The following is a 24,244-nucleotide window of genomic DNA, read 5'->3' on the forward strand; positions in this document are numbered from 1 at the left end:
CTTAAGGGTTCATCCTCACCGTGCTCCCGCAAGCCGTTGAGACTTCCACTGCAATTGAACCTGCCCCGGCCTTTTCTCGTCTCGAAAGGCCGGGATTTTTTTAAGCAACAGGTTTCTTGGCCAGCTTGCGTTGCAAAGTGCGGCGATGCATTCCCAACTGGCGGGCGGTGGCCGAGACATTGCCCTTGTTGGCATTGAGTACCTGCTGAATATGTTCCCACTCCAAGCGCTTGGGGTGCAACGGGGTTTCATCAGGCAAGGATGAAGCCGTGTGGGATTTAGGCTCGACTTTGAGTGCCGCCAGCAGTGTCTGGGTGTCGGCCGGCTTGGCCAGGTAGTTATCTGCCCCCAGTTTCACCGCCTCCACCGCAGTGGCTATGCTGGCAAAGCCCGTAAGCAACACAATACAGGCCTTGGGCAGGCTGGCTCGCAGCGGCACTATCAGATTAAGGCCGTTGCTTTGCGCCAATTTCATATCCAGCAGCACATGGCTCGGCTGCCAACTGCGGGCGCTGAGCAGTGCTTGGCTGGCATCTTCGGCATAGCAGCACTCGAAATCGTGCCGCTGCATACGCCGTTTCAGAATGGCCGCCAGCGCCAGGTCATCTTCGACTATCAATAGCCGCTTCATGCCGCATCTCCTTTACTGGCAGAAACCGGCAATAAGGGCAGACTGATACGCGCTTCACAGCCCTGTGGGCCGTTGTGCAGCACCAGCTCACCCCCCAGCCTTTCCAGACTGGCGTGACTCAAGAGCACTGCAACCCCCATGCCGGTGCGGCTCGCCACCGGCATCAGCCCAAGCTCACCCAAGAGATGTGCCTCTATGCCGCGGCCATAATCCTTGATGTTAATTTCAAGCCGAGTATCACCGAGCGAATCGAAGCCGATTTCAACCTTGGGCTCGCCTGTATTGTTGAGGCTGGCCTTGGCGGCGTTATCCACCAGCGCCAGCAGTGCCGGCAACAAACTGGCATCTGTGATAATTTCACGATCAGTCAGGCCTGCGGGCAAGGTGAGGCTGAAATCCACCTCGGGCATCAACAGCATGAGTTGCTGGCGCATATTTTGCCCCAGAGCCGCCAGGGTCACAGCCTGACGGCGGCGCTCACGAATCGATTCGGTGGCATTCCGCAGTTCATTGAGTGTGACTTCACAGCGGGACAGCGCCTGGCTCATTTGCACCTGCGCCTCGGCATCCAGGCCCTCTTCCATGGCTTCATCCAGCAGTAACCTCAGGCTCGCTAGCGGCGTTGCCAACTGGTGTGCCATCTGCGCCGAAGCTGTGCCCAACGCCAACAGTTGTTCCTGCCGCAACTGATTTTCCCTCAGCCAACCAAGCTCGGTATCCTGGCGCCGCAGACGACGGCTTATCAGAGCGACACTGGTGGTCAACACCAGTGCCGATACCACAAAGTTGAGCCACATCCCCAGGAAGTGTGAACTCATATCCATGCCGTGATGGCGAATATGACCTTCCGGCAAGCTTAAGATCATCAAGCTGTAGGCCAGGGTCGACAACGCCGCCAGGCTCCAACTGCCCCAGGCGGGCAAGGTGACCGCCGCCAGCGCAATCGGCACCAACAGCAGCGAAATAAAGGCATTGGTAGCACCACCGGAAAACCATAGCCAGGAGATCCAGAACAGGGTGTCCAGTAACAGGGCGATAAAGATACCGGCACTCTGGCGATAGAGGGGATGACGAAGCCACAGGGTCAAGGCCAGATAGGCGCTTTCCAGCCCAAACACCCACCACAAGGGTTCAGGTTGCAGCGTCAAGCCAAAGGCGTCACTGCCGAGCAGGGTCAGCCCCAGTTGCAGCAGCAAACCCAAAACTCGCAGCAACGCCAGTTGATCGGCCGCCGCCAAGCCACCGGTTCGGCCAAATAAGCCATTCATTCCTATCGGGGTGCTTTTCATCCGTTTATCATCCGAAAACCTGCAAAGGCATTGAATCGGCAGGTATACCAAGTTGGCTATGGCATTAGGAGGCTCTGGAGTGTCAATGTCTGCCGTCGATGCCTCGGCACAGCCGCTTTACATCATTAACAAGGCTTCACATTTTAGGGGCTTTTCAAAGCCAAAGCACTTGTTTAACCTGTGGATTCACCTTTTTTCATTCCTGAGAGGCTGCGAAATTCGCCGATGACCACTTCCTCTTCCTTGCCGCTGATCCTGACCGGCCCGATATTGCGCCACTGCGACCGGGACCATTTCACCCTCTGGTGGGTCAGCAGCAAGCCGCTGAGCCCGCAACTGACGCTTAAGTTGAGTCACAAGTCGGCGCCCTTGCCGCTGAATGAAGAGCAAGTGCACAAAGTACAACTGGGTGAACATGCCTGGCAGTATCTGCTGCACCTGGAGGTTCCCGGATTGCTGCCCCAAGGGCAAGCCGTGGGTTACAGCCTGGAAGATGCCGATGGTCAGTCGCTGTTCGCCGGTATCGAAGGCCTATGTTATCCGGGCAAAGCCTCTCCCGAACTGGTGCTGCAGCCCAGGCTGGATCGTTTGCTGCACGGCTCCTGTCGCAACCCGCATCATCACAGCGGCGATGCACTGGTGGCGGCCGATACTCAGCTGGAACAGAACAATGCCCCGGCCGAGCGCCCGGCGCTGTTGATGCTAAGCGGCGATCAGCTCTATGTCGATGATGTGGCCGGCCCCACCCTGGTGGCCATTGCCCAGGTAATCGCGCTGCTGGGACTGAAACAGGAAAGCTTTAGCGACGCTCCGCTCAAGGACTCGGCGCAGATAGACTATGGCCCAGACTCCCTCTACCTGCGGCCGAAACAACTCTTGCCCCGAACCCAGTATCCGGCCAAGACTGCGCTCTGGCACTGGTATATCAACCACCCCATATTCACCTCCTCGATGGCAGAAAACCATCTGCTGAGCTTCGCCGAAGTTACTGCCCTGTATCTTTTAATCTGGTCGCCGGAACTGTGGCAGCAACTGGAACTGCCGCAACAGTTGCCCGGGCTGAACGGTAAACGGGCACAGGAGTGGCAGAACCAGTGGCAACACTTATTGGAGTTCAAGGCGGGCCTTGGCAAGGTTAGGCGCCTTTTGGCGCATCTGCCCACCTATATGATTTTCGATGATCATGACATTACCGACGACTGGAACCTGACGGCCCGCTGGGAAGAGGCCGCCTATAGTCACGCCTTCTCCAAGCGCATCATAGGCAATGCCTTGCTGGGGTACACCCTGTTTCAAGCTCTCGGCAATCAACCCAAGAGGTTTACCGACTTTTTCGAAGATCTGAGCGGCCTCTATCTGGCCGACAGCGAGCGCCAGGATGCCCTGATAGACAAGCTGCTCAAGTGTGAGAACTGGCACTACACCCTGGATACTCACCCCAGAATGGTAGTACTGGATACCCGTACCCGCCGCTGGCGCAGCGAATCCAACCTGGCCAAGCCTTCCGGACTGATGGACTGGGAGGCGCTGATGGATCTACAACAGGCGCTGCTGGGGCAGGATAAGGTCATCATAGTGTCGGCGGCGCCGATTTTCGGGGTCAAGCTAATTGAGGCTGTGCAGCGCACGGCCACTCTCATCGGTGCTTCGCTGCTGGTGGACGCCGAAAACTGGATGGCACACCCCGGCGCCGCCAACGCCCTGCTGTCGATCTTCATGCACAGACGTACCCCGCAGGAGTTTGTGATCCTCTCCGGCGATGTGCACTACTCCTTTGCTTATGACATAGGGATCCGCTTTCGCCGTGCCAGTCCCAACATCTACCAGATCACCGCCAGCGGCATCAAAAATCAGTTCCCGGAAAAGCTGCTGCCTGTGTTTGATAAGCTCAACGGTTGGCTCTATGGGCATTTCTCGCCGCTCAATCTGCTGACCAAACGCAAACGCATGTCGATCCGCGGCCGCCGCCCCAATGGAGCCCCCAGCAAGCGCCTGGTCAACCAAAGCGGTATCGGCCTTCTGGAACTGGCAGAAAACGGCGCCCCCAAGCGGATAGCCGTACTGCACGCCGATATGAGCCTGACCGAGTTTCAAGCCCCCAAAGACAGTCGCGACTGAATCCCGGGGAGCGGATTTTGATCAGCCCGGCTTGGTGACAAGCCGGCTCAGGTTATAATGCAGGCATTCATCCCGGCTCAGACTCACGATGCAATACCGACATATAGACTCATCCAGACATCTAGAACTGCGCGAATTTTATATAGATAGCGTGCTTTTGGTGCGTCTGTACTCGGGTCGTGGCTGGGTCAGTATCAATGGTGAACGACTGAACGTAAACCAGGATACTCTGCTGATCATTCCCCGTTTTGCCCATATCTCCTGTCATATAGAAGCGGCGCAGCAACCGCTGACGGTGCAAACGCTGACGCTGGATGAAGCTTTGCTGGCAGAGTTGGCCGTCGACTATCTGCCGGGCCAGTGTCAGATAGATGGCCACAATCGCCGCTACGCCCTGAATACGCCGGATGCTGCCAGGGACAACTTTGAACTGCTGCGGCTCACCCATGAACTGGTGAGCCAAACACCTCAAGCTCCCTGCCTGCTGCGCCAATGTCAGTACTTTATCCTCAAGGCGATACTGGCCGCCGGAGTCGATCTGTTCAATACCCTCAGAGTCAAATATGACGAACCCAGGGAAAGGGCGCTGGCACGCCTGATCATGACAGATCCCGGCCATAAATGGACCCTGGAACAAGTCGCCGCCCGTCTGTATACCAGCCCGGCCACGCTCAGGCGTCATCTGCAACAGGAAGGCTACAGTTTCAGTAAATTATTGCTGGAAGTGCGCATGGGGGTAGCTCTCAACTATCTGACCTTCACCGACTTCCCGGTCAGTCGGGTCTGCAAGCTGTCCGGATTTCACAGCCCGGCCTATTTTTGCGACAAGTTCAAGCAGCATCAGGGAATGACACCGCTGCAGTTTCGCAGCCATTCCCGCAGCGGCAACGACATTCTGGCACTGTTTGCCCTCAAGGATAGCGGCTCACCTGGACACAGACGCCCATCGCTGGTGCTGGCGAAAACTCCGGAAACAACAACTGCGAAATAAAATGAGCAGATAACGAAATGAATTCGCTTGGGCGACTCTTGTCGCCATGCTTGACTGCCCCTATGATCTCAGGCGTCCGTCGACCTTTCTCTCTTCGCCCTACCGCGTAGTTTTCTGCGGTGCATCCAGGGCGTGGTCGACGCCGAACTGATCAAAATCGAGTCCAACTTTCAAACAACTAAATGCCTTTTGACAATTCCAGGGCAGGGGTAAGTGTGTCTGTAATTCCTGTAACGCATGCCAACTGGCGTGCCCGACTCTATCTGCGCTATGGCCCCAGACGGGGGCAAACCCGGCTGCTGCAAAGGGAACAGTTTGGTCCCTTGCTGGTGCAACGCCCGTTTCAGGCCGAAGCCGGAGTCTGCCACACCTATCTGTTACATCCACCGGGCGGTGTAGTCGGCGGCGACCAGCTGCAGATCATTATCGCCGCCGACAGCGGTGCCCACAGTCTGGTAACCACTCCGGGCGCCGGTAAGTTTTACCGCAGCGGCGGCCAATACGCGGCTCAGCAACTGCAACTGCAAGTGGCCGATGGCGCCCTGCTGGAATGGCTGCCCCAGGAAACCCTGTTTTTCCCCGGCGCCTGTGCCCGCCTGGAAACCCGCATAGAGCTGGTCACAGGTGCACGCTTCATCGGCTGGGAGATGCTCTGCTTCGGTCGCCCTGTGCTCAAGGAGCGCTTCAGCCATGGCGATATCCGCGGCCGCAGTCAAATTTATCTGGATGGCGAGCTGCGCCTGTCTGAAGGCCTGTTTGTGCAGCAGGCCGGCAACCCTGAGCAGTTGGCAGGATTACAAACCTATCCCATGCAGGGCAACTGCTACGTTTTCCCCGCCGATGCGCAGTTACTGGCGTTGGTACGCCAGGCATTGACTGCCTTCGCCGCAGACACAAGCGATTTTGAATACGGTGCCACCCTGGTAGACGGCATTCTTTGTATCCGTTTGCTGGGACACCAAACCGAAGTGCTGATGACGGCCTTGATTGCCGTCTGGCAACAGATCCACCAACACTGGCACGGACGTCTGCCGCAGCCGCCAAGGATTTGGGCGACCTGATAGCGAGACCAGAAGATGGAATTGACCCCAAGAGAAAAAGACAAACTGTTGTTGTTCACCGCCGGGCTGGTGGCCGAACGTCGCCGGGCCCGAGGCCTGAAGCTGAACTACCCGGAAGCGGTAGCCCTGATCTCCTGTGAAATCATGGAGCGGGCCCGCGACGGCAAGACGGTGGCCGAATTGATGAACTACGGCCGCACCATACTCAGTGCCGAGGATGTGATGGAAGGCGTCCCCGAGATGATCAGCGACATTCAGGTGGAATGCACCTTCCCCGACGGCACCAAGTTGGTGTCGATCCACGAACCGATAATCTGATTGGAGGCAGCGGATGATCCCGGGCGAATACCGCCTCAATGAGGCACTGGGCGACATTGAAATCAACACTGACCTGCCCAAGTTGAAAATTTCGGTGGCTAATCTGGGTGACAGGCCAATTCAGGTCGGCTCGCATTTCCACTTTTACGAGGTCAACCCCCAACTGGCGTTCGAGCGCGAGCAAACCAAGGGGTTAAGGCTAAATATTCCGGCCGGCATGGCAATCCGTTTCGAGCCCGGCCAGCAAAGAACCGTGGAGCTGGTGCCCTTTGGCGGTCGCCGGGCCATTTATGGTTTTCGCGGCGCCATTATGGGCGCACTGGAGGCAAAATGAGCAAGTTATCACGACGGGCCTACGCCGACATGTATGGCCCAACTAAGGGCGACCGGGTACGGCTGGCCGACACTGAGCTCTTCCTCGAAGTAGAGCAGGATTACTGCCGTTACGGCGAAGAGGTCAAGTTTGGTGGCGGCAAGGTGATCCGCGATGGCATGGGCCAGAGCCAGGCACTGGCGGCCGACTGTGTCGACTTGGTGATCACCAACGCCCTGATCTTGGATTACTGGGGCATAGTCAAGGCAGACATAGGCATTAAAGACGGCCGCATTCAGGCCATAGGCAAGGCCGGTAACCCAGATGTGCAGGATGGTGTCAACATAGTAGTTGGCCCGGCAACCGAAGTGGTGGCCGGTGAAGGCAAGCTGGTCACCGCCGGAGGGGTGGATACCCATATCCACTTTATCTGCCCACAACAGGCCGAAGAAGGTCTGGTCAGTGGCGTCACCACTTTTATCGGTGGCGGCACAGGGCCTGTGGCCGGCAGTAACGCCACCACAGTCACTCCGGGGATCTGGAACATGCACCGGATGCTGGAAGCCGTGGACTCACTGCCAATCAACATAGGCCTGTTCGCCAAGGGCAATGTCAGCAATAAGGAAGCACTGCGGGAACAGATAGCGGCCGGTGCCATGGGTTTCAAGATCCACGAGGACTGGGGGGCTACGCCAGCCGCCATAGATCATTGCCTGCAGGTGGCCGATGAGATGGATGTGCAGGTAGCCATTCACTCGGACACACTCAACGAAGCCGGCTTCTATGAAGAAACCATCAAGGCGATCGACGGCCGGGTCATTCATGTGTTTCACACCGAAGGCGCCGGTGGCGGCCATGCCCCGGATGTGATCAAGTCAGTAGGAGAAGCCAATATTCTGCCGGCCTCCACCAATCCCACCATGCCTTACACAGTCAACACTGTGGATGAGCACTTGGATATGCTGATGGTCTGTCATCACCTGGATCCGGCCATTCCCGAAGATGTGGCCTTTGCCGAGTCGCGCATTCGTCGTGAGACCATAGCCGCCGAGGACATACTGCATGATCTCGGAGCCATCTCAGTGATGTCCTCCGACTCCCAGGCCATGGGCCGGGTCGGGGAAGTGATAATGCGTACCTGGCAATGTGCCCACAAGATGAAGCTGCAGCGCGGGCCTCTGACGGGAGACACGGAGCACAACGATAACCAACGCATTAAGCGCTATCTGGCCAAGTACACCATCAACCCGGCGATCGCCCATGGCATAGCCCATGAGGTGGGTTCGATAGAGCCGGGCAAACTGGCCGATATCGTGCTCTGGGATCCGGTATTTTTCGGGGTTAAACCCGCACTGGTGCTCAAGTGTGGCCTGACCGCTTACGCCCCTATGGGCGACATCAATGCGGCCATCCCCACTCCGCAACCCGTGCACTATCGCCCCATGTATGCCTGTTTTGGCCAGGCGCTGCACAGCAGCTCCATGCTGTTTCTGTCCAAAGCGGCCATCGCAGCGGATATCCCAGGTAAGTTGGGGCTCAAGAGTCGCATAGGTGAAGTGAGGGGCTGTCGCAACATAAATAAAAAACAGATGCTGCATAACGACTATACCCCGGAGATCCAACTGGACTCCCAAACCTATGAAGTCAAGGCCGATGGTATGCCGCTGGTGTGTGAACCGGCCACTGAGTTGCCCATGACCCAGCGCTACTTCCTGTTCTGATATACAGGCCTTGAAACCAAGAGGAGCAAGTTTAGATGATCCATTTCTGTCAACGCCTGGAAGCCGATGAATGCCAACAGCTCCCGACACTGCAGCTGTGGCTGTCGATGGATGAGCGGGTTCGCAGCCGCCAAAGAGTGACCTTGAGTGACGGCAGCGAAGCCGGATTGTTTCTGCCACGCGGTACTGTCCTCAAAGAAGGCGATATTCTCAAGGCAGAAACGGGCGAGTTGGCCAAGGTTTGTGCCAAGGCCGAGAACCTGTCCGTGGTCAGCAGTTCAGACCCACTGCTGCTGGCTCGTGCCTGCTATCACCTGGGGAATCGTCATGTGCCGCTGCAGATAACCCAAGGCCAATGCTGTTACCTGCACGATCATGTTCTGGACGAGATGATTAAGGGACTCGGACTCACGGTCAGCTATCGCCAGGACAAGTTCCAACCCGAGGCGGGAGCCTATGGTGGCAGTGCCCACGGCCATAGTCACGGTAATAGTCACGGTAATAGTCACGCTCATAGTCACGGCAATAGTCATGGGCACTATCACGGACATGGTCACGACCACAGCCATGAGCACTAATATCAACCCAGGCCGGGTTCCAGCCCATGGGCAGCTGGGCCTTGAGCCTCAGACCAAGGCACCCGGCGAGCTTGGCCGCTTGCGCCTCTATCAGTTGGTGAGTCCGTCTCTGCCTGTGGGGGGCTTTACCTATTCCCAAGGACTGGAGTGGGCCATAGAGCGGGGCTGGGTCAAAGACCCTGTCACCCTGGGACACTGGCTGCAAAACCAACTTAAAGACAGCCTGGCCACCTTGGAGCTGCCCTTGCTGATGCGTCTGTGCCAGGCGCTGGCGCAAGAACACATCTCTGCGGCGAGCGACTATTGCCGATTACTGCTGGCCAGTCGCGAAACCGCAGAACTAAGGCAGGAAGAACGCCAGCGCGGTCAGGCCTTTGCCAAACTGCTGCCACAGCTGGGGATCCCACTTGCGCCCGAGGAGCGGGAGCTGGTGCTGCAAACCCAACTGGCGGCCTTTGCCCTCGCAGCCAAACACTGGCAACTGCCGACATATGAACTGTGCGAAGCCTATTGCTGGAGCTGGCTCGAAAATGCCGTCACTGCCGGCGTCAAGCTGATCCCCTTGGGACAGAGTGCCGGTCAGCAGCTGTTGCTGCAACTGAGCGCCGAGATCCCCGAGGCGCTGCAAAAGGCGCAAGACTGGCCCGAGGCCGATATCGGCAGTTATACCCCGGCGCTGGCCATTGCCAGTGCCCGCCATGAAACCCAATACACCCGACTGTTTCGTTCATGAGAGAAAATATGCAAACAACCAAACAACCTTTGCGCATAGGCGTTGGCGGCCCCGTTGGTTCGGGCAAGACAGCACTGTTGGAAGTTCTGTGCAAGGCGATGCGTGACAACTACAACCTGGCCGTGGTCACCAACGATATCTATACCCAGGAAGACGCCAAAATTCTCACCCGCGCCGAGGCCTTGAGCGCCGACCGCATAATAGGCGTGGAAACCGGTGGCTGCCCCCATACGGCAATTCGCGAAGACGCTTCGATGAATCTCGCGGCAGTGGAAGAACTGACGGCGCGCCATCCCGGCCTGGATCTGGTCTTTGTCGAGAGTGGCGGCGACAACCTCAGTGCCACCTTCAGCCCGGAACTGGCAGATCTGACCATCTATGTAATAGATGTGGCCGAGGGCGAGAAGATCCCCCGTAAGGGCGGCCCTGGCATTACCCGCTCCGATCTGCTGGTGATCAACAAGATAGATTTGGCGCCCTATGTCGGAGCCTCGCTGGAAGTGATGGCCGAAGATACCACCAGAATGCGCCCCAACAAGCCTTGGGTATTCACAAACCTCAAGCAGGGGCAAGGGGTGGCTGAAATCATCGACTTTATTGTCACCCAAGGCATGCTGGATCAGCACTGAGCCTGAGCTGTGCCTGCCACCTGGGCAGGCACTGTTTTTTGATATCCAGTCCTTTAGGTGGCACACCGACCGACTTGTGGCATACTCAGGCGAAACCACCTTGGGAGCCTAAGATGCATCTGTGTCACTGCCAACTTGAGCAACATGGCGAGGCGATACGCGCCATCTTCAACCATGCCATTGCCCATACCACAGCCCTTTATGAATATCAGCCCAGGAGCGAGCAGCAGATCCGCGACTGGTTCGGCGCCAAACAGCAAGGCAACTGGCCGATTCTGGGCGCCGAGGATGAGCAGGGGCAACTGTTGGGATTTGCCAGCTTCGGCCCCTTTCGCGGCTATCCGGCCAACCTCTACTCGGTGGAACATTCTGTGTATGTGCACCCGGAGCATAGAGGCAAAGGGGTGGCGCGCTTTCTGATGCAGCATTTGATAACCCAGGCCCGGGAGCGCGGCATACGCACCATGGTGGGCGCCATAGATGCCGGAAACCAGGCCAGTATTGCCTTGCACCTGAAGTTGGGGTTCAAACACTCAGGCACCCTGCCTCAGGTGGGTTATAAGTTCGACCGCTGGCTGGATTTGGCGTTTTATCAGCTTATGCTGCCGGGACCTGCCGAGCCCTAACCCTTTCGGGTACGAGTCGATTTTCATCTTATGCCACTGAAAAAATTCATCATTCCCGGGCAATCTGCTATCTGCGTCGCCATCTTCAAGATTTTCCGTATTCCGCTTAACAACTGAAGCTTGCCCATCGTAGTGCTCTGTGGAGTAGTACTGATAGCCACCTTGATTTGTTGATGAGCTACAGCCATCCCCATACCGCCATGGGTAGCCAGATGTACATCACCACCCCGCGGAGCCCCTCAGTGCGCGGCAAGATCATAGATGTGCCCGTCACCCCCAACAAACTGCTAAAAGAGGGCGAGTGGCTGTTCCGGGTCAATCCGACTCCTTATCAAACAGAAGTCACCCGGCTGTAAGCCAACCTGGAGCAGGCCAAACAGGCGGCATTGGGGCTTGACGCTGTCTATAAGGCCGCCGAGGCCAGTCGCATCAAGGCCGAGCTGCTCTTCCGCGCTCTGCCGGGCAAGGTGTTTCAAGCCGAAGTGGTCGAAGTGCTGCCGGCCTTAGGTGAATCTCAGGTGCAGGCGCAGGGACAGCTCTATGGCTCGTCACAAATTCGCCTCAACGGCCAACCTCTGGTGAAACTCAAGCCGCTGGATGATCTGAGTCAGTATCATTTGCCACTGGGCACCAATGTGGAGATCGCCATCTATTCCGACAGCTTTGAGCATGCGTCAATCATGCGTAAGGTATTGATAAGTAGTGAAAAGCTGGCAAAACTATCTCTATCTGGATCACTGAGACTCCTTATCGACGCAAAAGCCTTTGGCAAGAGTAAAAAGCCCCGAGGGAAACTCCCGGGGCTTTTTTGGTATCCCATCTCAGCCTCAGCCGATGGCGGCCTCGGGAGCCGCCTGGAAGCGCCTGGCGTGATAGAGGCAGAAGAGTGCAAACCAGGCGGCACTCACCAGGAAACCGGCCAAGGTGGAATGCAGCAGCCCCATGGCCAGATACCCCAGCGCTGCCCCGAAGGCGACGGTCAGAGCATAAGGCAACTGGGTCAGCACATGATCTATATGGTGACAGCCGGCGCCGGTGGCCGACAGAATACTGGTGCTGGAGATGGGCGAACTGTGGTCGCCAAACACAGCGCCGGCCAGCACAGCCGACAACATGGGCAGCAGGAGTTGAATATCGCTGGCGGCGGCCATATCACCGGCGAGCGGCAACATGATACCGAAAGTGCCCCAGCTGGTGCCTGTGGCAAAAGCCATAGCGCAGGAAAGCACAAACACCACCACAGGCAGCAGCCCTGTGGGCAGGTTGCCGTTGGCCAGGCTGGCGAGATATTTGCCGGTTTCCATGTCACGCACCACGGCGCCTATGGTCCAGGCAAACAGCAGTATGTTGATCGCCGGCAGCATGGCCATAACGCCTCTGGGGGCGGCACGCAGCCAAGTGGATATCCCAAGACCGAGACGCAGAGCCAACAGGCCGGACACCGCCAGGCTGCAAAGGGCGCCATAAACCAAAGACGAACCCACATTGGTATGTTCAAAGGCGCCCAGCACACTGAAGGCCTGACCATTGGTGGCCAATACCTGGGCCCCGGAGTCCAGCATAAAATAGATACTCGCCGCCGTCAGTGTCACTATAGGCAACACCATATCCAGCATGCCGCCGCGGCTGTCGGCCGGGGCTTCCATATCCAGCCCTATTGGCCGGCCCTTGGATTCATCCCAGAGCTTGCCTTCGAGCGCCCGCTGCTCATGCTGTCGCATCGGCCCAATATCCAGTTGGAAGGCGATCACCACCACCACCATGATCAGGGTAAATACCGCATAGAGGTTCATGGGGATCATCTGCACGAAGGCGGCGATCGGGCTCTGGTCTGTCACCCCATGGGCCACGAGTATGCCGCCCACCAGGGCGATGATATAGGCCCCCCAGGAGGAGATGGGCATCAATACGCATACAGGCGCCGCGGTTGAGTCCAGCAGATAGGCCAACTTGGCGCGGGAGATCTGGAATCTGTCGGTCACAGGGCGGCAAATGGGCCCCACCGACAGGCTATGGAAGAAGTCGTCAATAAAGAAGGCAAACACCATCAAGCCGGTGAGCGACTTGGCGCCCTTGCGGCTCTGGCAGCGCCTGGCGGCCCACTCGGCAAAGGCCCGGGTCGCCCCCGAGGCGGTCATCAAGCTGATAAGCCCACCCAGCAGCAGCATAAACAGCAGCATATTCAGGTTATCGCTGTTGGGAGCACCATCGACCCAGAAGATTTTCAGCACACTGTCAAACAGATAGCGCAGCGATTGCAGCGGTGAAAACTGCTGTAACATCAGGCTGCCGGCGACTATGCCTACTCCAAGGGAGAGCAGTACTCTACGGGTGATGATCGCCAGCGCAACCGCCAGCAGAGGAGGAACAATGGACCAGGGAGAGTCCGCAAAATGCATGATATTCATGATCTCTTTACACCTAAAACAACTAAGGTGGAGATCTACCGATAGGATCGAAGAAACTCAGACCAAGGAGGGCAGAAACTTCTCAGCTCCTTCAGGTAGCGCTCCATAGTGGATGACTATGGCAGTCCTGCACCTGTTAGATACAGAACCAGCAGTCAGGTTCGATGGCCTGGCTACTTCGGCGCCGACTCCTTTCCCCGGGCCTCAAAGGCATCACCCTCTTCCCGGTTACTCTTAGGCAGCGCGCCTCTACTCAAAGGTATTCGACTGGCATTCTAACTATCACGGCCCCAATAGCAAGCCGGATTGTGCCTCTGGCGGTAAATATCCCGCCCGGCGGGCATTAAGCCCAGGGTAAGTGACTCATGTCACGGCCTACAAATACCGGCACCGCTTGTTCATGAGCCACGGTTAAAAAGCGCTTTGCCCCATCAGCGAGCTACCGGCTCCCCCAAATGCTTACTTCAGTCACGCAGCTTGTAGCTGACCTCGACCCTGTCGGAGAAAGTTACCTGGCCATACTCATAGCTCTGGTTGATAGCGCCTTCGGCCATCATGGCGGCCTTGTACATCACAGGACGCACCGGGCCTTGGTCGAAATAACGAATCGACCAGACGCCATCGAGTTTCTCGCCGAATCCGGCTGCCAGCTCACTGGCCTTTTGCTTGGCATCTTCAATGGCCGCCTGCCGCGCCTGCTTGCGCATCTCGGCTTCTTTACTGGACTTAAGGTTAATCTGGTTCACCTTGTTGATCCCGCCTATTAGCGCCGAGTCCAGTATGGGGTTGAGCTGATCCAACTGTTTCACCAACACTGTCACACTGCGACTGGCGCGATAGCCCTTGAGCTCGGGCGCCTTGTCCTTGAGGTAAACATACTCAGGTTGCAGATTCAGATTGGCGGCGGCAATCGACTCCTTGGCGACCCCAGCCTTGAGCAGGCGCTCGATAAAAGCGGCCACCGCTTGGTCGGATGCGGCCTTGGCCGCCTTGGCATCAGATTCGCTTAATGACACTTCAACATTGATTTCGGCCATATCGGGCTCAACCTGTATCTGGCTGACGCCTGTAGTTTCCAGCAGAGGTCTATCCTGGGCCAGTACCGAGTGGCTCATCAGAGTAGCGGGTAACAGTGCGCCTATCAGCGCCAGATTCAGCAGAGATTTTTTCATCTTGGTTCTCCAAAAAGTTCGCTTCGTTGACCATAGAAACGCAGCCAGCTGACAAAAGGGTTAAAAAATCAAAAAATTTTTCAACGAGGTTTTGAAGCGGCAACCGAGATGGCAACATAGAACATAAATTAACCAGCCCAACTGTACCTTTTCTATGGCTGAGGTATAATCGCCGCCAATTTTACCGGCACCCAAGCGTGCTCCATCAGCTTTAGCATTGCGGAAAACAGCTCTTGAAGAAATCAGTCGACATATTTGATCCCAAGCAGACCACGACTCTGGACACTCCGGCCAAGACTCTGGCACAGGAAAACAGCCCTGCCGAGGCCCAAACCAGCGGCAATCGCATCGGCTTTGTCAGCCTGGGCTGCCCCAAGAACCTGGTGGATTCCGAGCGGATCCTCACCCAACTGCGCATCGACGGCTATGAGGTTACCAACAGCTATGACAATGCCGACCTGGTAATAGTCAACACCTGTGGCTTTATTGATGCCGCGGTGGAAGAGTCGCTGGATGCCGTGCGTGAAGCGCTGGAAGAAAACGGCAAGGTGATAGTCACCGGCTGCCTGGGCGCCAAGGAAAACCAGATCCGCGAAGTGCATCCGGATGTACTGGAGATCACCGGCCCCCACAGCTATGAAGCCGTGCTGAACCATGTGCACAAATATGTGCCCAAGCCAGAGCACAACCCCTTCACCTCGCTGATCCCGCAAGCCGGGGTTAAGCTGACCCCCAAGCATTATGCCTACCTGAAGATTTCCGAAGGCTGCGACAACCGCTGTACCTTCTGCATCATTCCAGCGCTGAGGGGCGATCTGGACAGCCGCAGTGTCGGCAGCGTGCTGGATGAAGCCAAACGCCTGGTGGAAAGCGGCGTTCAGGAAATTCTGGTCGTCAGCCAGGACACCTCGGCCTACGGCAAAGACAAGGGCGGCCGCACCGACTTCTGGAACGGCATGCCGGTGAAGCAAGATATCACTACCCTGGCCCGCCATCTGGGCAAGATGGGGGTGTGGGTACGCCTGCACTATGTCTACCCTTACCCTTGGGTCGATGAGCTGATCCCGCTGATGGCCGAAGGACTGATCCTGCCCTATCTGGATCTGCCACTGCAGCACGCCAGCCCTCGCGTGCTCAAGATGATGAAGCGTCCCGGCCGGGTCGACCGCCAGTTGGACGCCATCAAGAAGTGGCGTGAGATCTGCCCGGATCTGGTGATCCGCTCAACCTTTATCGTTGGCTTCCCCGGTGAAACCGAAGAGGATTTCGAAATCCTGCTGGACTTCCTGCGTGAAGCAAGGCTGGACCGAGTGGGCTGCTTCAAGTACTCGGAAGTCGATGGCGCCGTGGCCAACACCTTGGCCGAGCTTATCAGTGAAGAGGTCAAGCAGGACCGCTATGAGCGTTTCATGCAGGTGCAGGCCGAGATCAGTGCCGAGCGGCTGGCGCGCCTGGTAGGCCGTGAGCTGGATGTCCTCATCGATGATGTGGACGAGGAAGGCGCCATTGGCCGCTGCTATGCCGATGCGCCTGAAATCGACGGCATGGTATTCTTAAACGGAGAAGTGGAACTGAGCCCAGGGGACATGGTGCGCGCACTGATCACTCATTCTGATGAGCACGATCTGTGGGCCGAACTGGTGCAGATGCCGGAATAAACTCTCCCAACACCTTGGAGAAACCTTTCTTGAGGTGTCAGCAGGGTGAAAAGATTAGAGTCATAAAATCAAAAGGGGCAACACCCTGTTGCCCCTTTCCATTGCGTCCTTTACGACTGTATGATCCTTTGCCCTTCTTCGGCTTCTCGCTGCGACAGCGAAACAGTGAACTGGTCACCACCGCCTTGAGGGCGTTATCTTTGATCTGTCCACGACCGGATTCATGCTCCAGCAGTGCGGTCTGCTTAATATGTTTGGCCATATCGGCTCCTTATTTCAATTGGATGAGACTTGCCCAGCCATACCGGACAAAAATCGCGCAAATATTATCCTCTTTTATTAAAATAACCAAGTATCGGCTCCAGGAAAATATCACGAGTATTTTACCTATGCTAGCAACCCGCCGTATTATTCAGCCTGCGTTAGCCCCACCCGGAGGAGTTATTCTTTGATCATCAAGTTCTGTTTGACACTGCTGACGCTCGTTTGTGCGGCACAAGTGTTTGCCACAGAAAATTGTGAGTTAACCATGGGATATCGCACCAACGCCCGGCCACCCTATATTGCTGAAGCACCGGATAACAGCGGCCTCTATCTCAACCTCTATCAAGAGGCAGCAGCGAGAATAGGTTGTAGTCTTAAGGTAGTGCGAGCACCGAAAAAGCGTATTCTACGGGAAATCGCCAAGGGCAATATCGACTTTTACCCTGGGTTGGCCTTCTCCAAAGAACGCCACAACTATGCACATTTTATCGTTAACGGCCTGTCTGAACGCTATATAGGCGTCAGCCGCGACGACTTGACTGACATCACTTCGCTGCAGCAATTGGTGGATAAACAATTGGTGCTGCTGATCTCCCCCGGTAGCTATCAGCTGGGTGGTTTACCAAACAAATTGATAGTGCGCAAGCCACCGGACATGAGCACAGACTCCGCGATAGCCTTTCTCACACAGCATCAAGGGGATTTCTATGTCTACGATGAATCAACCCTGAGGTACTGGCTGCAAAATCATCCTCAGCACGGGCTAAAACTGCATCCCAACTGCTGCGATAACTGGCGGCCAGGTCACCTGGGCTTCTCACGCAAGAGCCGTTATTTCAGCGCCGACGCAAACCCCAATTATGTCGCCGCCAAGCCGATATCCATTGACAACAGCCCTTGGGAATTACAAGCAGGCAGCATAGCCTACGCACTACAGCAAGTCTTGTCTCAAATGGCCAACAGCGGGGAAACCGAGCGGCGTTATCAAGACTATATGCAACAGGTATCACAGCCTGCTGCGACGCCTTAGTTCCCCTAAGCCTAAACAAGGGCTCTAGTCCCTGTGGTTCAGCCTGAGTCCAGCATGCCAGGGGTACACTGGCGTTTTTGGCCGTAAAGAGTTAATCAGATGTTTTCCCGTAAGCCGTTAACGCCACAGGCACAGTTGGACTTGGCCATGAACTTGATGGCCGAAGAGGAACAGCACTTGAAAACCGCGCTGGAACTGGTGCTGCTCAGCAGTCAACAAGCGATAAACAAGCGCCTGCAGCGGGCGAAAATCGATGCCGAAATCTTCCCGCCGGTTCACCGGGACTATCTTAATGCCATGGCACTGCAACATATGTTCACCATCTTGCATCAAGGGGATGAACAGAGAGCCCACAGTATCTGCAATAACTTAAAAGAGCTCAGCCAATATCTGCCACTCAACTTTGAGGATAGTGACTCGGGTGAGGAAGCATATCACCCTGCATGATGCCCAATAAGCCCGTAACGTTTTGATAAAAATGAACATGCCCAAAAGCCCGCATTGACAGCGGGCTTTTACAAGCATTTTTAGCCGTTTGCCGGCTCAGTTACCGGCTATCTTCATCTCATCGAGCAATATTGCCCCGGTACGAATGCTGGAGCGCAGATCCCTGTCGCTGGAAACCGCCTGCATGGAGCGATACATCTGCTTCAGGTTACCGGCTATGGTGATCTCCTCGACCGGGAACTGGATTTCGCCATTCTCGACATAGAAACCGGCTGCGCCGCGGGAATAGTCGCCGGTAACCATATTCACCCCTTGACCCATCACCTCTGTGACTATGAGCCCGCGGCTCATGGAACGCACCAACTCATCAAAACTGTGGCCGGTATCGGCCAGCGTCCAGTTATAGATGCCGCCGGCATGGCCGGTATTGACCAGTCCGAGCTTGCGCGCCGAGTAACTGGTCAGCAGATAACTCTCCAGTGTGCCGTCACGGACTATGTCCCGCTCACGGGTCGCGACCCCTTCGCTGTCGTAGTTGGCACTGGCCAGGGCACCTTTGAGATGCGGCTGCTCGGCAATGCTTAACCATTCGGGGAAAATCCGGGTGTGGATAGCATCCTGCAGGAAGCTGGACTTGCGATACAAGCTTGAGCCACTGATGGCGCTGACCAGATGTCCCACCAGACCTGTGGCCACTTCCGGCGCAAACAGCACGGGCAGTTTGCCGGTTGCCAGTTTGCGGGCACCGAGACGGGCAACCGTCTTATCGGCGGCCTTAATCCCCACCAGCTCCGGGCTCAACAAGGCGTCGAAGCGGCGGTTGATACCATAGTCATAGTCGCGCTGCATATCGCCGTTGTCTTCGGCGCCAATCACCACACAGCTGAGGCTGTAGCGCGAGCTGCAGTAACCCTGCAGGAAACCATGGCTGTTGCCATAGACCTTGACGCTGTTGTGGGCGTTGGCACTGGCACCATCCGAATTCTTGATCCTCGGATCTCTGTCCAGCGCCGCAGCTTCGGCGCGAATGGCCAACTCGGCTAACTCTTCCGGGCTGGTGTGACGGGGATGATAGAGATCCAGATCGGGAAAATCTTTCGCCATCAACTCAGGATCGGCCAAACCGCTGGCAGGGTCTTCACTGGTATAGCGGGCGATACCATCGGCGGCCTTAACCGCTTGGCGAATCGCCTCCGGCGACAGATCCGAAGTGGAAGAGCTGCCCTTATGTCCATCGCGATACAGGGTGATCCCCAGCGCGCCATCCTTGTTGAATTCGACCGTTTCCACCTCCTTGAGGCGAGTGGAAACACTCAGGCCCTGTTGCTTGCTGATGGCCACCTCGGCAGCACTGGTGCCCAGGCTATTGGCATACTCCAGCGCCATTGCCACCGCGTCTTTCAACGCACTCAGTTCACTATCAATAAAATTTGCAGACACAGGTTTACTCTTGAATTGGCTAAACTGCCCCTAGCATAACAAAAGCCGGCTTTATTCACATAACCACGACAGATCAATTTTGCTGCCGTAGAAGACGAAGCGCCAAGGGGGATGCTACAATCAGCGCCAGTATCAGAGGAAAGACTTTATGAAAATAGTTGGCGATTCAGAGCATTTTAAACAGCCTTATGATGAGGACGAGGACTATATCAGCAAGACCTCGCTCAAACGCGACAGTGAAGAGGCTCAGGATCTGGGCAAACAGCTGGCAGCGCTGAGCAAGAGTCAGTTGGCCAAAATTGAGCTGGGTGAGTCCCTGTTTGATGCCATCATGCAAACCAAGAACATCAAGCCCAATACCGAGGCCTTCCGTCGTCAGTTGCAGTTTATCGGCAAGCTGATGCGCAACGAAGATCTTGAGGCGATTCAAACCTCGCTTGAGCGGGTGCTGAACAAGAACAACGAAGCGGCCGCCAAGGCCCAGGTATTTGAGAAGTTGCGTGACCGTTTGCTCAATGGTGGCGATGCCGAAGTGCAGTCCCTGCTGGAAGAACATCCGCAACTGGACAGACAAAAACTCAGGCAACTGGTGCGTCAGGCCAATAAGGAACTGGCCAAGGGGCCTCAGTCCAAGTCCTCTGCCGAGCTGTTCAAGTATTTGCGCAGCGAACTGGAAAACTGATCCCGTAATTCGCACTGTATAAAACTGCCGTTCTTGGAGTTTTGATGTTATGTATAAGCATTAATACTCATATAGTTAACACGGCGATATATTCTTCTGTTTAGGTGCCAGTTTATCACTGTGATACTCTGTCACCGAACAGTGAGTTTCACCCTCACCGGCTCCCTATCCCCTATAGGCTTAGTCCACTTCTTCGTGATGTGAATCAAGGCGTGATCGGCACACAACAAACCGCTTTGTAAGCTTCGCCCTCTTTCAATGAGGGTGCCATGAGTAGCTATTCGCATCTTCCCGAACGCTTCAGCTAACATAGAAAAACCCCACTAACAAAGTTAGTGGGGTTTTGCGTCAGCTCCCGGAAACCGTTAAGCCTCTATAGCTATTGGCATTGAGTTCCATGAGCTGACTTAGGTTATTGCGATAATCTATGCAATAACTTAAACCGCTGACTGGAAGATCACTTCACCGGCCTTCTTGGTGTAAGACTCCAGTTGGTCGAAGTTCAGGTATCTGTAGGTATCGGCCGCTGTTGCGTCCAGTTCCTTGGCATATTCCTGATACTCTTCAGGGCTTGGCAAACGTCCCAACAGCGCTGCAACGGCAGCCAGCTCGGCAGAGGCCAGGTACACATTGGCCCCCGTACCCAGGCGGTTCGGGAAGTTACGGGTAGAAGTCGACACCACGGTCGCACCTTCAGCAACCCGCGCCTGGTTACCCATACACAGAGAACAACCGGGGATCTCGATACGGGCACCGACGCGGCCGAAGATACCGTAGTAACCTTCTTCGGTCAGCTGATCCTTATCCATCTTGGTTGGCGGAGCAATCCACAGACGAGTAGGCAGCGTCTTGGCGAACTTGTCCAGCATCTTACCCGTGGCGCGGAAGTGGCCTATGTTGGTCATACAGGAACCGACAAACACTTCATCAATCTGAGTGTTGGCTACCTGAGACAGCAATACGGCGTCATCGGGATCGTTCGGTGCACACAGAATAGGCTCTTTGATCTCATTCAGATCGATCTCAATAACCGCTGAATACTCGGCATCCTTGTCGGCTTCCATCAGTTCAGGGTTCGCCAACCACTCTTCCATGCCCTTGATACGACGTTCTATGGTACGACGGTCGCCGTAGCCTTCGGCAATCATCCACTTGAGCATGACTATGTTGGAGTTCAGGTACTCGATGATAGGATCTTTATCCAGCTTGATGGTACAACCGGCGGCAGAACGCTCGGCAGACGCATCAGACAGTTCGAATGCCTGCTCAACCTTGAGGTGCTCCAGACCTTCGATTTCGAGGATACGGCCGGAGAAGATATTCTTCTTGCCCTTCTTCTCAACGGTCAGCAGACCCATTTCGATGGCCTTGTGCGGAATCGCATGCACCAGATCACGCAGAGTGATACCAGGCTGCATCTTGCCCTTGAAGCGCACCAGCACAGACTCAGGCATATCCAGTGGCATAACACCGGTAGCGGCGGCAAAAGCCACCAGGCCGGAACCGGCTGGGAAAGAGATACCGATAGGGAAACGGGTGTGCGAGTCACCACCTGTACCTACGGTATCGGGCAGCAGCATGCGGTTCAGCCAAGAGTGAATAACACCGTCACCTGGACGCAGGGAAACACCACCGCGGTTCATGATGAAGTCAGGCAGAGTGTGGTGAGTATTTACGTCAACAGGCTTGGGATAAGCGGCAGTGTGACAGAAAGACTGCATGGTCAAATCAGCACTGAAACCGAGACAGGCCAAGTCTTTTAGCTCGTCACGAGTCATAGGGCCGGTAGTGTCCTGAGAACCGACAGAAGTCATCTTGGGTTCACAGTATTGGCCAGGACGGATACCTTCTACGCCACAGGCCTTACCTACCATCTTCTGCGCCAGGGTGTAACCCTTGCCGGTATCGGCAACGTCACCTGGACGCACGAAGACATCGGAGGCTTCCAGACCCAGAGCTTCACGGGCCTTGTCGGTCAGACCGCGGCCGATGATCAATGGAATACGGCCACCGGCACGCACTTCGTCCAGCAGCACATCAGTCTTGAGTTTGAATTCAGAGATAACTTCGTCGCTATCGTGACGGGTCACTTTACCGGCATAAGGGTAGATGTCGATAACATCGCCCATCTCCATATTGCCCACATCCAACTCAATCGGCAGAGCACCGGCATCTTCCATGGTGTTGAAGAAGATAGGAGCTATCTTGCCACCGAGGCAGAAGCCACCGGCACGCTTGTTGGGCACGAATGGAATATCATCACCCATGAACCACAGCACAGAGTTGGTCGCCGACTTACGGGAAGAACCTGTACCTACCACGTCGCCCACATAAACCAGTGGGAAGCCCTTGGTTTTAAGTTCTTCAATCTTCTTGATTGGCCCTACTACGCCTGGCTGATCCGGCTCAATACCGTCGCGGGCGTTTTTCAGCATCGCCAAAGCGTGCAGTGGGATATCGGGACGTGACCAGGCATCAGGAGCCGGAGACAGATCGTCGGTGTTGGTTTCGCCTGTGACCTTGAATACGGTCAGAGAGATTTTCTCGGCCAGCTTAGGACGGCTGAGGAACCACTCGGCATTAGCCCAGGACTCAACCACTTGCTTGGCATAGGCGTTACCCGCCTTCATCTTCTCAACCACATCGTGGAAGGCATCGAACATCAGCAGGGTGTGGGACAGAGCCTTGACCGCCAGCGGGGCCATCTGCTCGTTGTCCAATTGGCGGATCAGGGGTTCGATATTGTAACCGCCCTGCATGGTGCCCAAGAGTTCCAGCGCACGCTCGGCACTCAGGATTGGCGATTTCACCTCACCCTTGGCAACGGCATCCAGGAAACCGGCCTTAACATAGGCGGCTTCATCAACACCTGGGGGAATACGATTTTCGAGCAGGTTAAGAATAAATTCTTCTTCGCCTGCAGGTGGGTTTTTCACTAATTCAACAAGCTCAGCCACTTGATGTGCATCCAATGGCTTAGGGACTACGCCCTCAGCAGCACGCTCTTCGACGTGTTTACGATATGCTTCTAGCACGGCAACATTCCTCTTTGTTAGGCGCTCTTACGACTGCACGTCTTCATGAATGAAGCTGACAGCCCCACAGGATCGACCCGTAAATTCCGGCCTGCAGTATACTACAGCTTTGCAAAAGTATGAATGAGATCACACTAAGGCAACTGAGAAATCGTGGCAAAATCCCAAGGTCGGCAACACACTAAGCCCCTCATTAAACAAAGGAAATTAGACAATAGTTTGAAAAAATGATTTTTTCATTTAAATACAAATAATTAGATTGTAGTAATCGAATTAAATTCAAACGCCTTCAGCCAAGCATCCCAGCCGGGATAATTTTGCATCCCGAGGCCGATTTTCGTTATCCTGCGTCCAAATCCGCGCCGTTTTTGAGACTTTTCCATGCAAGCACCCGCAATACAGGCCGTTATTTTTGATATGGATGGGATATTAATTGACTCAGAGCCCGTCTGGCAGCAAGCCGAGTTTCAGGTTTTACACTCGCTTGGAATGAGCGTCAGCCGCGAGGCCATTGCGCTCACCACCGGCCTGCGAATCGATCAAGTGGTGGACTTCTGGTTACAGCGCTTTCCAAAGGTCAAAGTAGATCCTCAATATATCGCCGATCAAATCATAGCGGCGGTAATCGCCTATATCCGCCGCGATGGCAAACCCATGCGCGGTGTTGTCGATGCCCTCAGCGCCTGCCGCAGCCGAGGTCTGAAAGTGGGTCTGGCCACCTCTTCCTCCTGGGATATTATCGATGCCGTGCTTGGCAAACTCGCCATAACAGAAGCCTTCGATGCGATACAATCGGCTCAGGATTTTCCCCTCGGTAAACCCCACCCTGAGGTTTATCTCTCCTGCGCCGCCAAACTGGCGCTGGCGCCGAGCCGCTGCCTGGCGGTGGAAGACTCTTTCAACGGCCTGATAGCCGCTCGCGCCGCCAATATGCAGACCTTGATAGTCCCGGCAGCCGAGCAGCGCCAGGATCCCCGCTGGGCTGCGGCGCATTATCAAGGTGATAGCCTGGAAGCCTTGTCGGCACTGCTTGATACCCTATAAACCACCAGATACAACAGAGCCAGGCATCTGCCTGGCTCTGTTTTCTGGATAATCCG

Annotated in this window: 24 protein-coding genes and 1 riboswitch; of the genes, 16 read left to right on the forward strand and 8 right to left on the reverse strand. The window is 55.7% G+C overall.

Features of this window, described 5'->3' with window-relative positions:
• Positions 1-100: 100 nt before the first annotated feature.
• Positions 101-631 carry a response regulator transcription factor gene (locus ACMHXE_RS07130; RefSeq protein WP_413731813.1) on the reverse strand — a complete coding sequence of 177 codons (531 nt, stop codon included), beginning with the start codon at positions 629-631 and terminating at the stop codon, positions 101-103.
• A complete protein-coding gene (locus ACMHXE_RS07135) occupies positions 628-1,920 on the reverse strand; it encodes an ATP-binding protein (protein WP_412499797.1) in 1,293 nt (430 codons plus the stop codon). The genes ACMHXE_RS07130 and ACMHXE_RS07135 overlap by 4 nt, the downstream gene beginning before the upstream one ends.
• A gap of 225 nt (positions 1,921-2,145) precedes the next feature.
• On the opposite strand from ACMHXE_RS07135, the gene ACMHXE_RS07140 reads away from it, so the two are divergent.
• The 11 genes from ACMHXE_RS07140 to ACMHXE_RS07190 all read left to right on the forward strand — a co-directional run bounded on the left by ACMHXE_RS07140 (position 2,146) and on the right by ACMHXE_RS07190 (position 11,364).
• The gene (locus tag ACMHXE_RS07140) at positions 2,146-4,038 is read left to right on the forward strand and encodes an alkaline phosphatase D family protein (RefSeq protein ID WP_413731815.1); all 1,893 of its coding nucleotides are present in this window, start codon (positions 2,146-2,148) and stop codon (positions 4,036-4,038) included.
• Positions 4,039-4,126: 88 nt separating this feature from the next.
• Positions 4,127-5,029 carry a helix-turn-helix transcriptional regulator gene (locus ACMHXE_RS07145; RefSeq protein ID WP_101055980.1) on the forward strand — a complete coding sequence of 301 codons (903 nt, stop codon included), beginning with the start codon at positions 4,127-4,129 and terminating at the stop codon, positions 5,027-5,029.
• A 215-nt stretch (positions 5,030-5,244) separates the two neighbouring features.
• Entirely contained in the window at positions 5,245-6,090 is an 846-nt protein-coding gene (locus ACMHXE_RS07150) for an urease accessory protein UreD (protein ID WP_224865829.1), read from the forward strand.
• Between the two features lie 15 nt (positions 6,091-6,105).
• Positions 6,106-6,408: an urease subunit gamma gene (gene ureA / locus ACMHXE_RS07155; RefSeq protein WP_039033550.1), complete on the forward strand. Its 303-nt coding sequence runs from the start codon at positions 6,106-6,108 to the stop codon at positions 6,406-6,408.
• A gap of 13 nt (positions 6,409-6,421) precedes the next feature.
• Positions 6,422-6,742, forward strand: coding sequence for an urease subunit beta (locus tag ACMHXE_RS07160; protein ID WP_101055978.1), 321 nt, complete (start codon positions 6,422-6,424; stop codon positions 6,740-6,742).
• On the forward strand, positions 6,739-8,442 hold the full coding sequence (gene ureC, locus ACMHXE_RS07165) for an urease subunit alpha (RefSeq protein WP_413731818.1): 1,704 nt from the start codon (positions 6,739-6,741) through the stop codon (positions 8,440-8,442). The genes ACMHXE_RS07160 and ureC overlap by 4 nt, the downstream gene beginning before the upstream one ends.
• Before the next feature lie 35 nt (positions 8,443-8,477).
• Positions 8,478-9,020 carry an urease accessory protein UreE gene (gene ureE, locus ACMHXE_RS07170; RefSeq protein WP_226563568.1) on the forward strand — a complete coding sequence of 181 codons (543 nt, stop codon included), beginning with the start codon at positions 8,478-8,480 and terminating at the stop codon, positions 9,018-9,020.
• Positions 8,902-9,753, forward strand: a complete 852-nt coding sequence (locus ACMHXE_RS07175) for an urease accessory protein UreF (protein ID WP_226563834.1) — start codon at positions 8,902-8,904, stop codon at positions 9,751-9,753. Before ureE ends, ACMHXE_RS07175 begins: the two co-directional genes overlap by 119 nt.
• Before the next feature lie 8 nt (positions 9,754-9,761).
• Positions 9,762-10,382, forward strand: coding sequence for an urease accessory protein UreG (gene ureG / locus ACMHXE_RS07180; RefSeq protein ID WP_413731821.1), 621 nt, complete (start codon positions 9,762-9,764; stop codon positions 10,380-10,382).
• Positions 10,383-10,495: 113 nt separating this feature from the next.
• Positions 10,496-11,008 (forward strand): GNAT family N-acetyltransferase, encoded by a 513-nt coding sequence (locus tag ACMHXE_RS07185; protein ID WP_287589752.1) that lies wholly within the window; start codon positions 10,496-10,498, stop codon positions 11,006-11,008.
• 173 nt (positions 11,009-11,181) lie between these two features.
• Positions 11,182-11,364 carry a hypothetical protein gene (locus ACMHXE_RS07190; protein WP_413731823.1) on the forward strand — a complete coding sequence of 61 codons (183 nt, stop codon included), beginning with the start codon at positions 11,182-11,184 and terminating at the stop codon, positions 11,362-11,364.
• Between the two features lie 192 nt (positions 11,365-11,556).
• Here the strand turns inward: ACMHXE_RS07190 and ACMHXE_RS07195 are convergent, their stop codons facing one another.
• From ACMHXE_RS07195 to ACMHXE_RS07205, 3 genes are all read right to left on the reverse strand, one after another.
• Positions 11,557-11,679 (reverse strand): hypothetical protein, encoded by a 123-nt coding sequence (locus ACMHXE_RS07195; protein ID WP_413731825.1) that lies wholly within the window; start codon positions 11,677-11,679, stop codon positions 11,557-11,559.
• A gap of 156 nt (positions 11,680-11,835) precedes the next feature.
• Positions 11,836-13,416 (reverse strand): Na+/H+ antiporter NhaC family protein, encoded by a 1,581-nt coding sequence (locus ACMHXE_RS07200; protein WP_101055972.1) that lies wholly within the window; start codon positions 13,414-13,416, stop codon positions 11,836-11,838.
• Between the two features lie 88 nt (positions 13,417-13,504).
• Positions 13,505-13,676: riboswitch (Lysine riboswitch) on the reverse strand.
• 204 nt (positions 13,677-13,880) lie between these two features.
• Entirely contained in the window at positions 13,881-14,588 is a 708-nt protein-coding gene (locus ACMHXE_RS07205) for an oxidative stress defense protein (protein ID WP_101055971.1), read from the reverse strand.
• 233 nt (positions 14,589-14,821) lie between these two features.
• Between ACMHXE_RS07205 and rimO the strand changes: the two genes are divergently transcribed.
• On the forward strand, positions 14,822-16,246 hold the full coding sequence (gene rimO / locus ACMHXE_RS07210) for a 30S ribosomal protein S12 methylthiotransferase RimO (RefSeq protein WP_039033558.1): 1,425 nt from the start codon (positions 14,822-14,824) through the stop codon (positions 16,244-16,246).
• A gap of 37 nt (positions 16,247-16,283) precedes the next feature.
• Here rimO and ACMHXE_RS07215 read toward each other — a convergent pair whose 3' ends face one another.
• Positions 16,284-16,508, reverse strand: coding sequence for a ribosome alternative rescue factor ArfA (locus ACMHXE_RS07215; RefSeq protein WP_096141104.1), 225 nt, complete (start codon positions 16,506-16,508; stop codon positions 16,284-16,286).
• 186 nt (positions 16,509-16,694) lie between these two features.
• Here ACMHXE_RS07215 and ACMHXE_RS07220 point away from each other — a divergent pair, with 186 nt between their 5' ends.
• Complete coding sequence (locus tag ACMHXE_RS07220; protein WP_165564363.1) at positions 16,695-17,540, forward strand: substrate-binding periplasmic protein; 846 nt, start codon at positions 16,695-16,697, stop codon at positions 17,538-17,540.
• A gap of 99 nt (positions 17,541-17,639) precedes the next feature.
• Positions 17,640-17,987: a hypothetical protein gene (locus ACMHXE_RS07225; protein ID WP_101055969.1), complete on the forward strand. Its 348-nt coding sequence runs from the start codon at positions 17,640-17,642 to the stop codon at positions 17,985-17,987.
• 96 nt (positions 17,988-18,083) lie between these two features.
• Here ACMHXE_RS07225 and pmbA read toward each other — a convergent pair whose 3' ends face one another.
• Positions 18,084-19,427 carry a metalloprotease PmbA gene (gene pmbA / locus ACMHXE_RS07230; protein WP_224865823.1) on the reverse strand — a complete coding sequence of 448 codons (1,344 nt, stop codon included), beginning with the start codon at positions 19,425-19,427 and terminating at the stop codon, positions 18,084-18,086.
• A 148-nt stretch (positions 19,428-19,575) separates the two neighbouring features.
• On the opposite strand from pmbA, the gene yjgA reads away from it, so the two are divergent.
• Positions 19,576-20,109 (forward strand): ribosome biogenesis factor YjgA, encoded by a 534-nt coding sequence (yjgA, locus tag ACMHXE_RS07235; RefSeq protein WP_101055967.1) that lies wholly within the window; start codon positions 19,576-19,578, stop codon positions 20,107-20,109.
• A gap of 437 nt (positions 20,110-20,546) precedes the next feature.
• On the opposite strand, the gene acnB is transcribed toward yjgA, so the two are convergent.
• Positions 20,547-23,144 (reverse strand): bifunctional aconitate hydratase 2/2-methylisocitrate dehydratase, encoded by a 2,598-nt coding sequence (gene acnB, locus ACMHXE_RS07240; protein WP_101055966.1) that lies wholly within the window; start codon positions 23,142-23,144, stop codon positions 20,547-20,549.
• Positions 23,145-23,525: 381 nt separating this feature from the next.
• Between acnB and hxpB the strand changes: the two genes are divergently transcribed.
• Positions 23,526-24,188, forward strand: a complete 663-nt coding sequence (gene hxpB, locus ACMHXE_RS07245; RefSeq protein WP_413731829.1) for a hexitol phosphatase HxpB — start codon at positions 23,526-23,528, stop codon at positions 24,186-24,188.
• Positions 24,189-24,244: the final 56 nt, after the last annotated feature.

Source organism: Shewanella sp. BJSY2023SW007 (genome assembly GCF_047314525.1).
Lineage (GTDB): Bacteria > Pseudomonadota > Gammaproteobacteria > Enterobacterales > Shewanellaceae > Shewanella > Shewanella chilikensis.

Coding starts and splice junctions, on each gene's coding strand:
- ACMHXE_RS07190 (WP_413731823.1), top strand. CDS start 11,182: ATGAGCTACAGCCATCCCCATACCGCCATGGGTAGCCAGATGTACATC.
- ureE (WP_226563568.1), top strand. CDS start 8,478: ATGATCCATTTCTGTCAACGCCTGGAAGCCGATGAATGCCAACAGCTC.
- yjgA (WP_101055967.1), top strand. CDS start 19,576: ATGAAAATAGTTGGCGATTCAGAGCATTTTAAACAGCCTTATGATGAG.
- ACMHXE_RS07205 (WP_101055971.1), bottom strand. CDS start 14,588: ATGAAAAAATCTCTGCTGAATCTGGCGCTGATAGGCGCACTGTTACCC.
- ACMHXE_RS07185 (WP_287589752.1), top strand. CDS start 10,496: ATGCATCTGTGTCACTGCCAACTTGAGCAACATGGCGAGGCGATACGC.
- ACMHXE_RS07130 (WP_413731813.1), bottom strand. CDS start 631: ATGAAGCGGCTATTGATAGTCGAAGATGACCTGGCGCTGGCGGCCATT.
- ACMHXE_RS07140 (WP_413731815.1), top strand. CDS start 2,146: ATGACCACTTCCTCTTCCTTGCCGCTGATCCTGACCGGCCCGATATTG.
- ACMHXE_RS07225 (WP_101055969.1), top strand. CDS start 17,640: ATGTTTTCCCGTAAGCCGTTAACGCCACAGGCACAGTTGGACTTGGCC.
- ACMHXE_RS07200 (WP_101055972.1), bottom strand. CDS start 13,416: ATGAATATCATGCATTTTGCGGACTCTCCCTGGTCCATTGTTCCTCCT.
- ureG (WP_413731821.1), top strand. CDS start 9,762: ATGCAAACAACCAAACAACCTTTGCGCATAGGCGTTGGCGGCCCCGTT.
- ACMHXE_RS07145 (WP_101055980.1), top strand. CDS start 4,127: ATGCAATACCGACATATAGACTCATCCAGACATCTAGAACTGCGCGAA.
- ACMHXE_RS07135 (WP_412499797.1), bottom strand. CDS start 1,920: ATGAAAAGCACCCCGATAGGAATGAATGGCTTATTTGGCCGAACCGGT.
- ureA (WP_039033550.1), top strand. CDS start 6,106: ATGGAATTGACCCCAAGAGAAAAAGACAAACTGTTGTTGTTCACCGCC.
- ureC (WP_413731818.1), top strand. CDS start 6,739: ATGAGCAAGTTATCACGACGGGCCTACGCCGACATGTATGGCCCAACT.
- hxpB (WP_413731829.1), top strand. CDS start 23,526: ATGCAAGCACCCGCAATACAGGCCGTTATTTTTGATATGGATGGGATA.
- ACMHXE_RS07215 (WP_096141104.1), bottom strand. CDS start 16,508: ATGGCCAAACATATTAAGCAGACCGCACTGCTGGAGCATGAATCCGGT.
- ACMHXE_RS07160 (WP_101055978.1), top strand. CDS start 6,422: ATGATCCCGGGCGAATACCGCCTCAATGAGGCACTGGGCGACATTGAA.
- ACMHXE_RS07195 (WP_413731825.1), bottom strand. CDS start 11,679: ATGCTCAAAGCTGTCGGAATAGATGGCGATCTCCACATTGGTGCCCAG.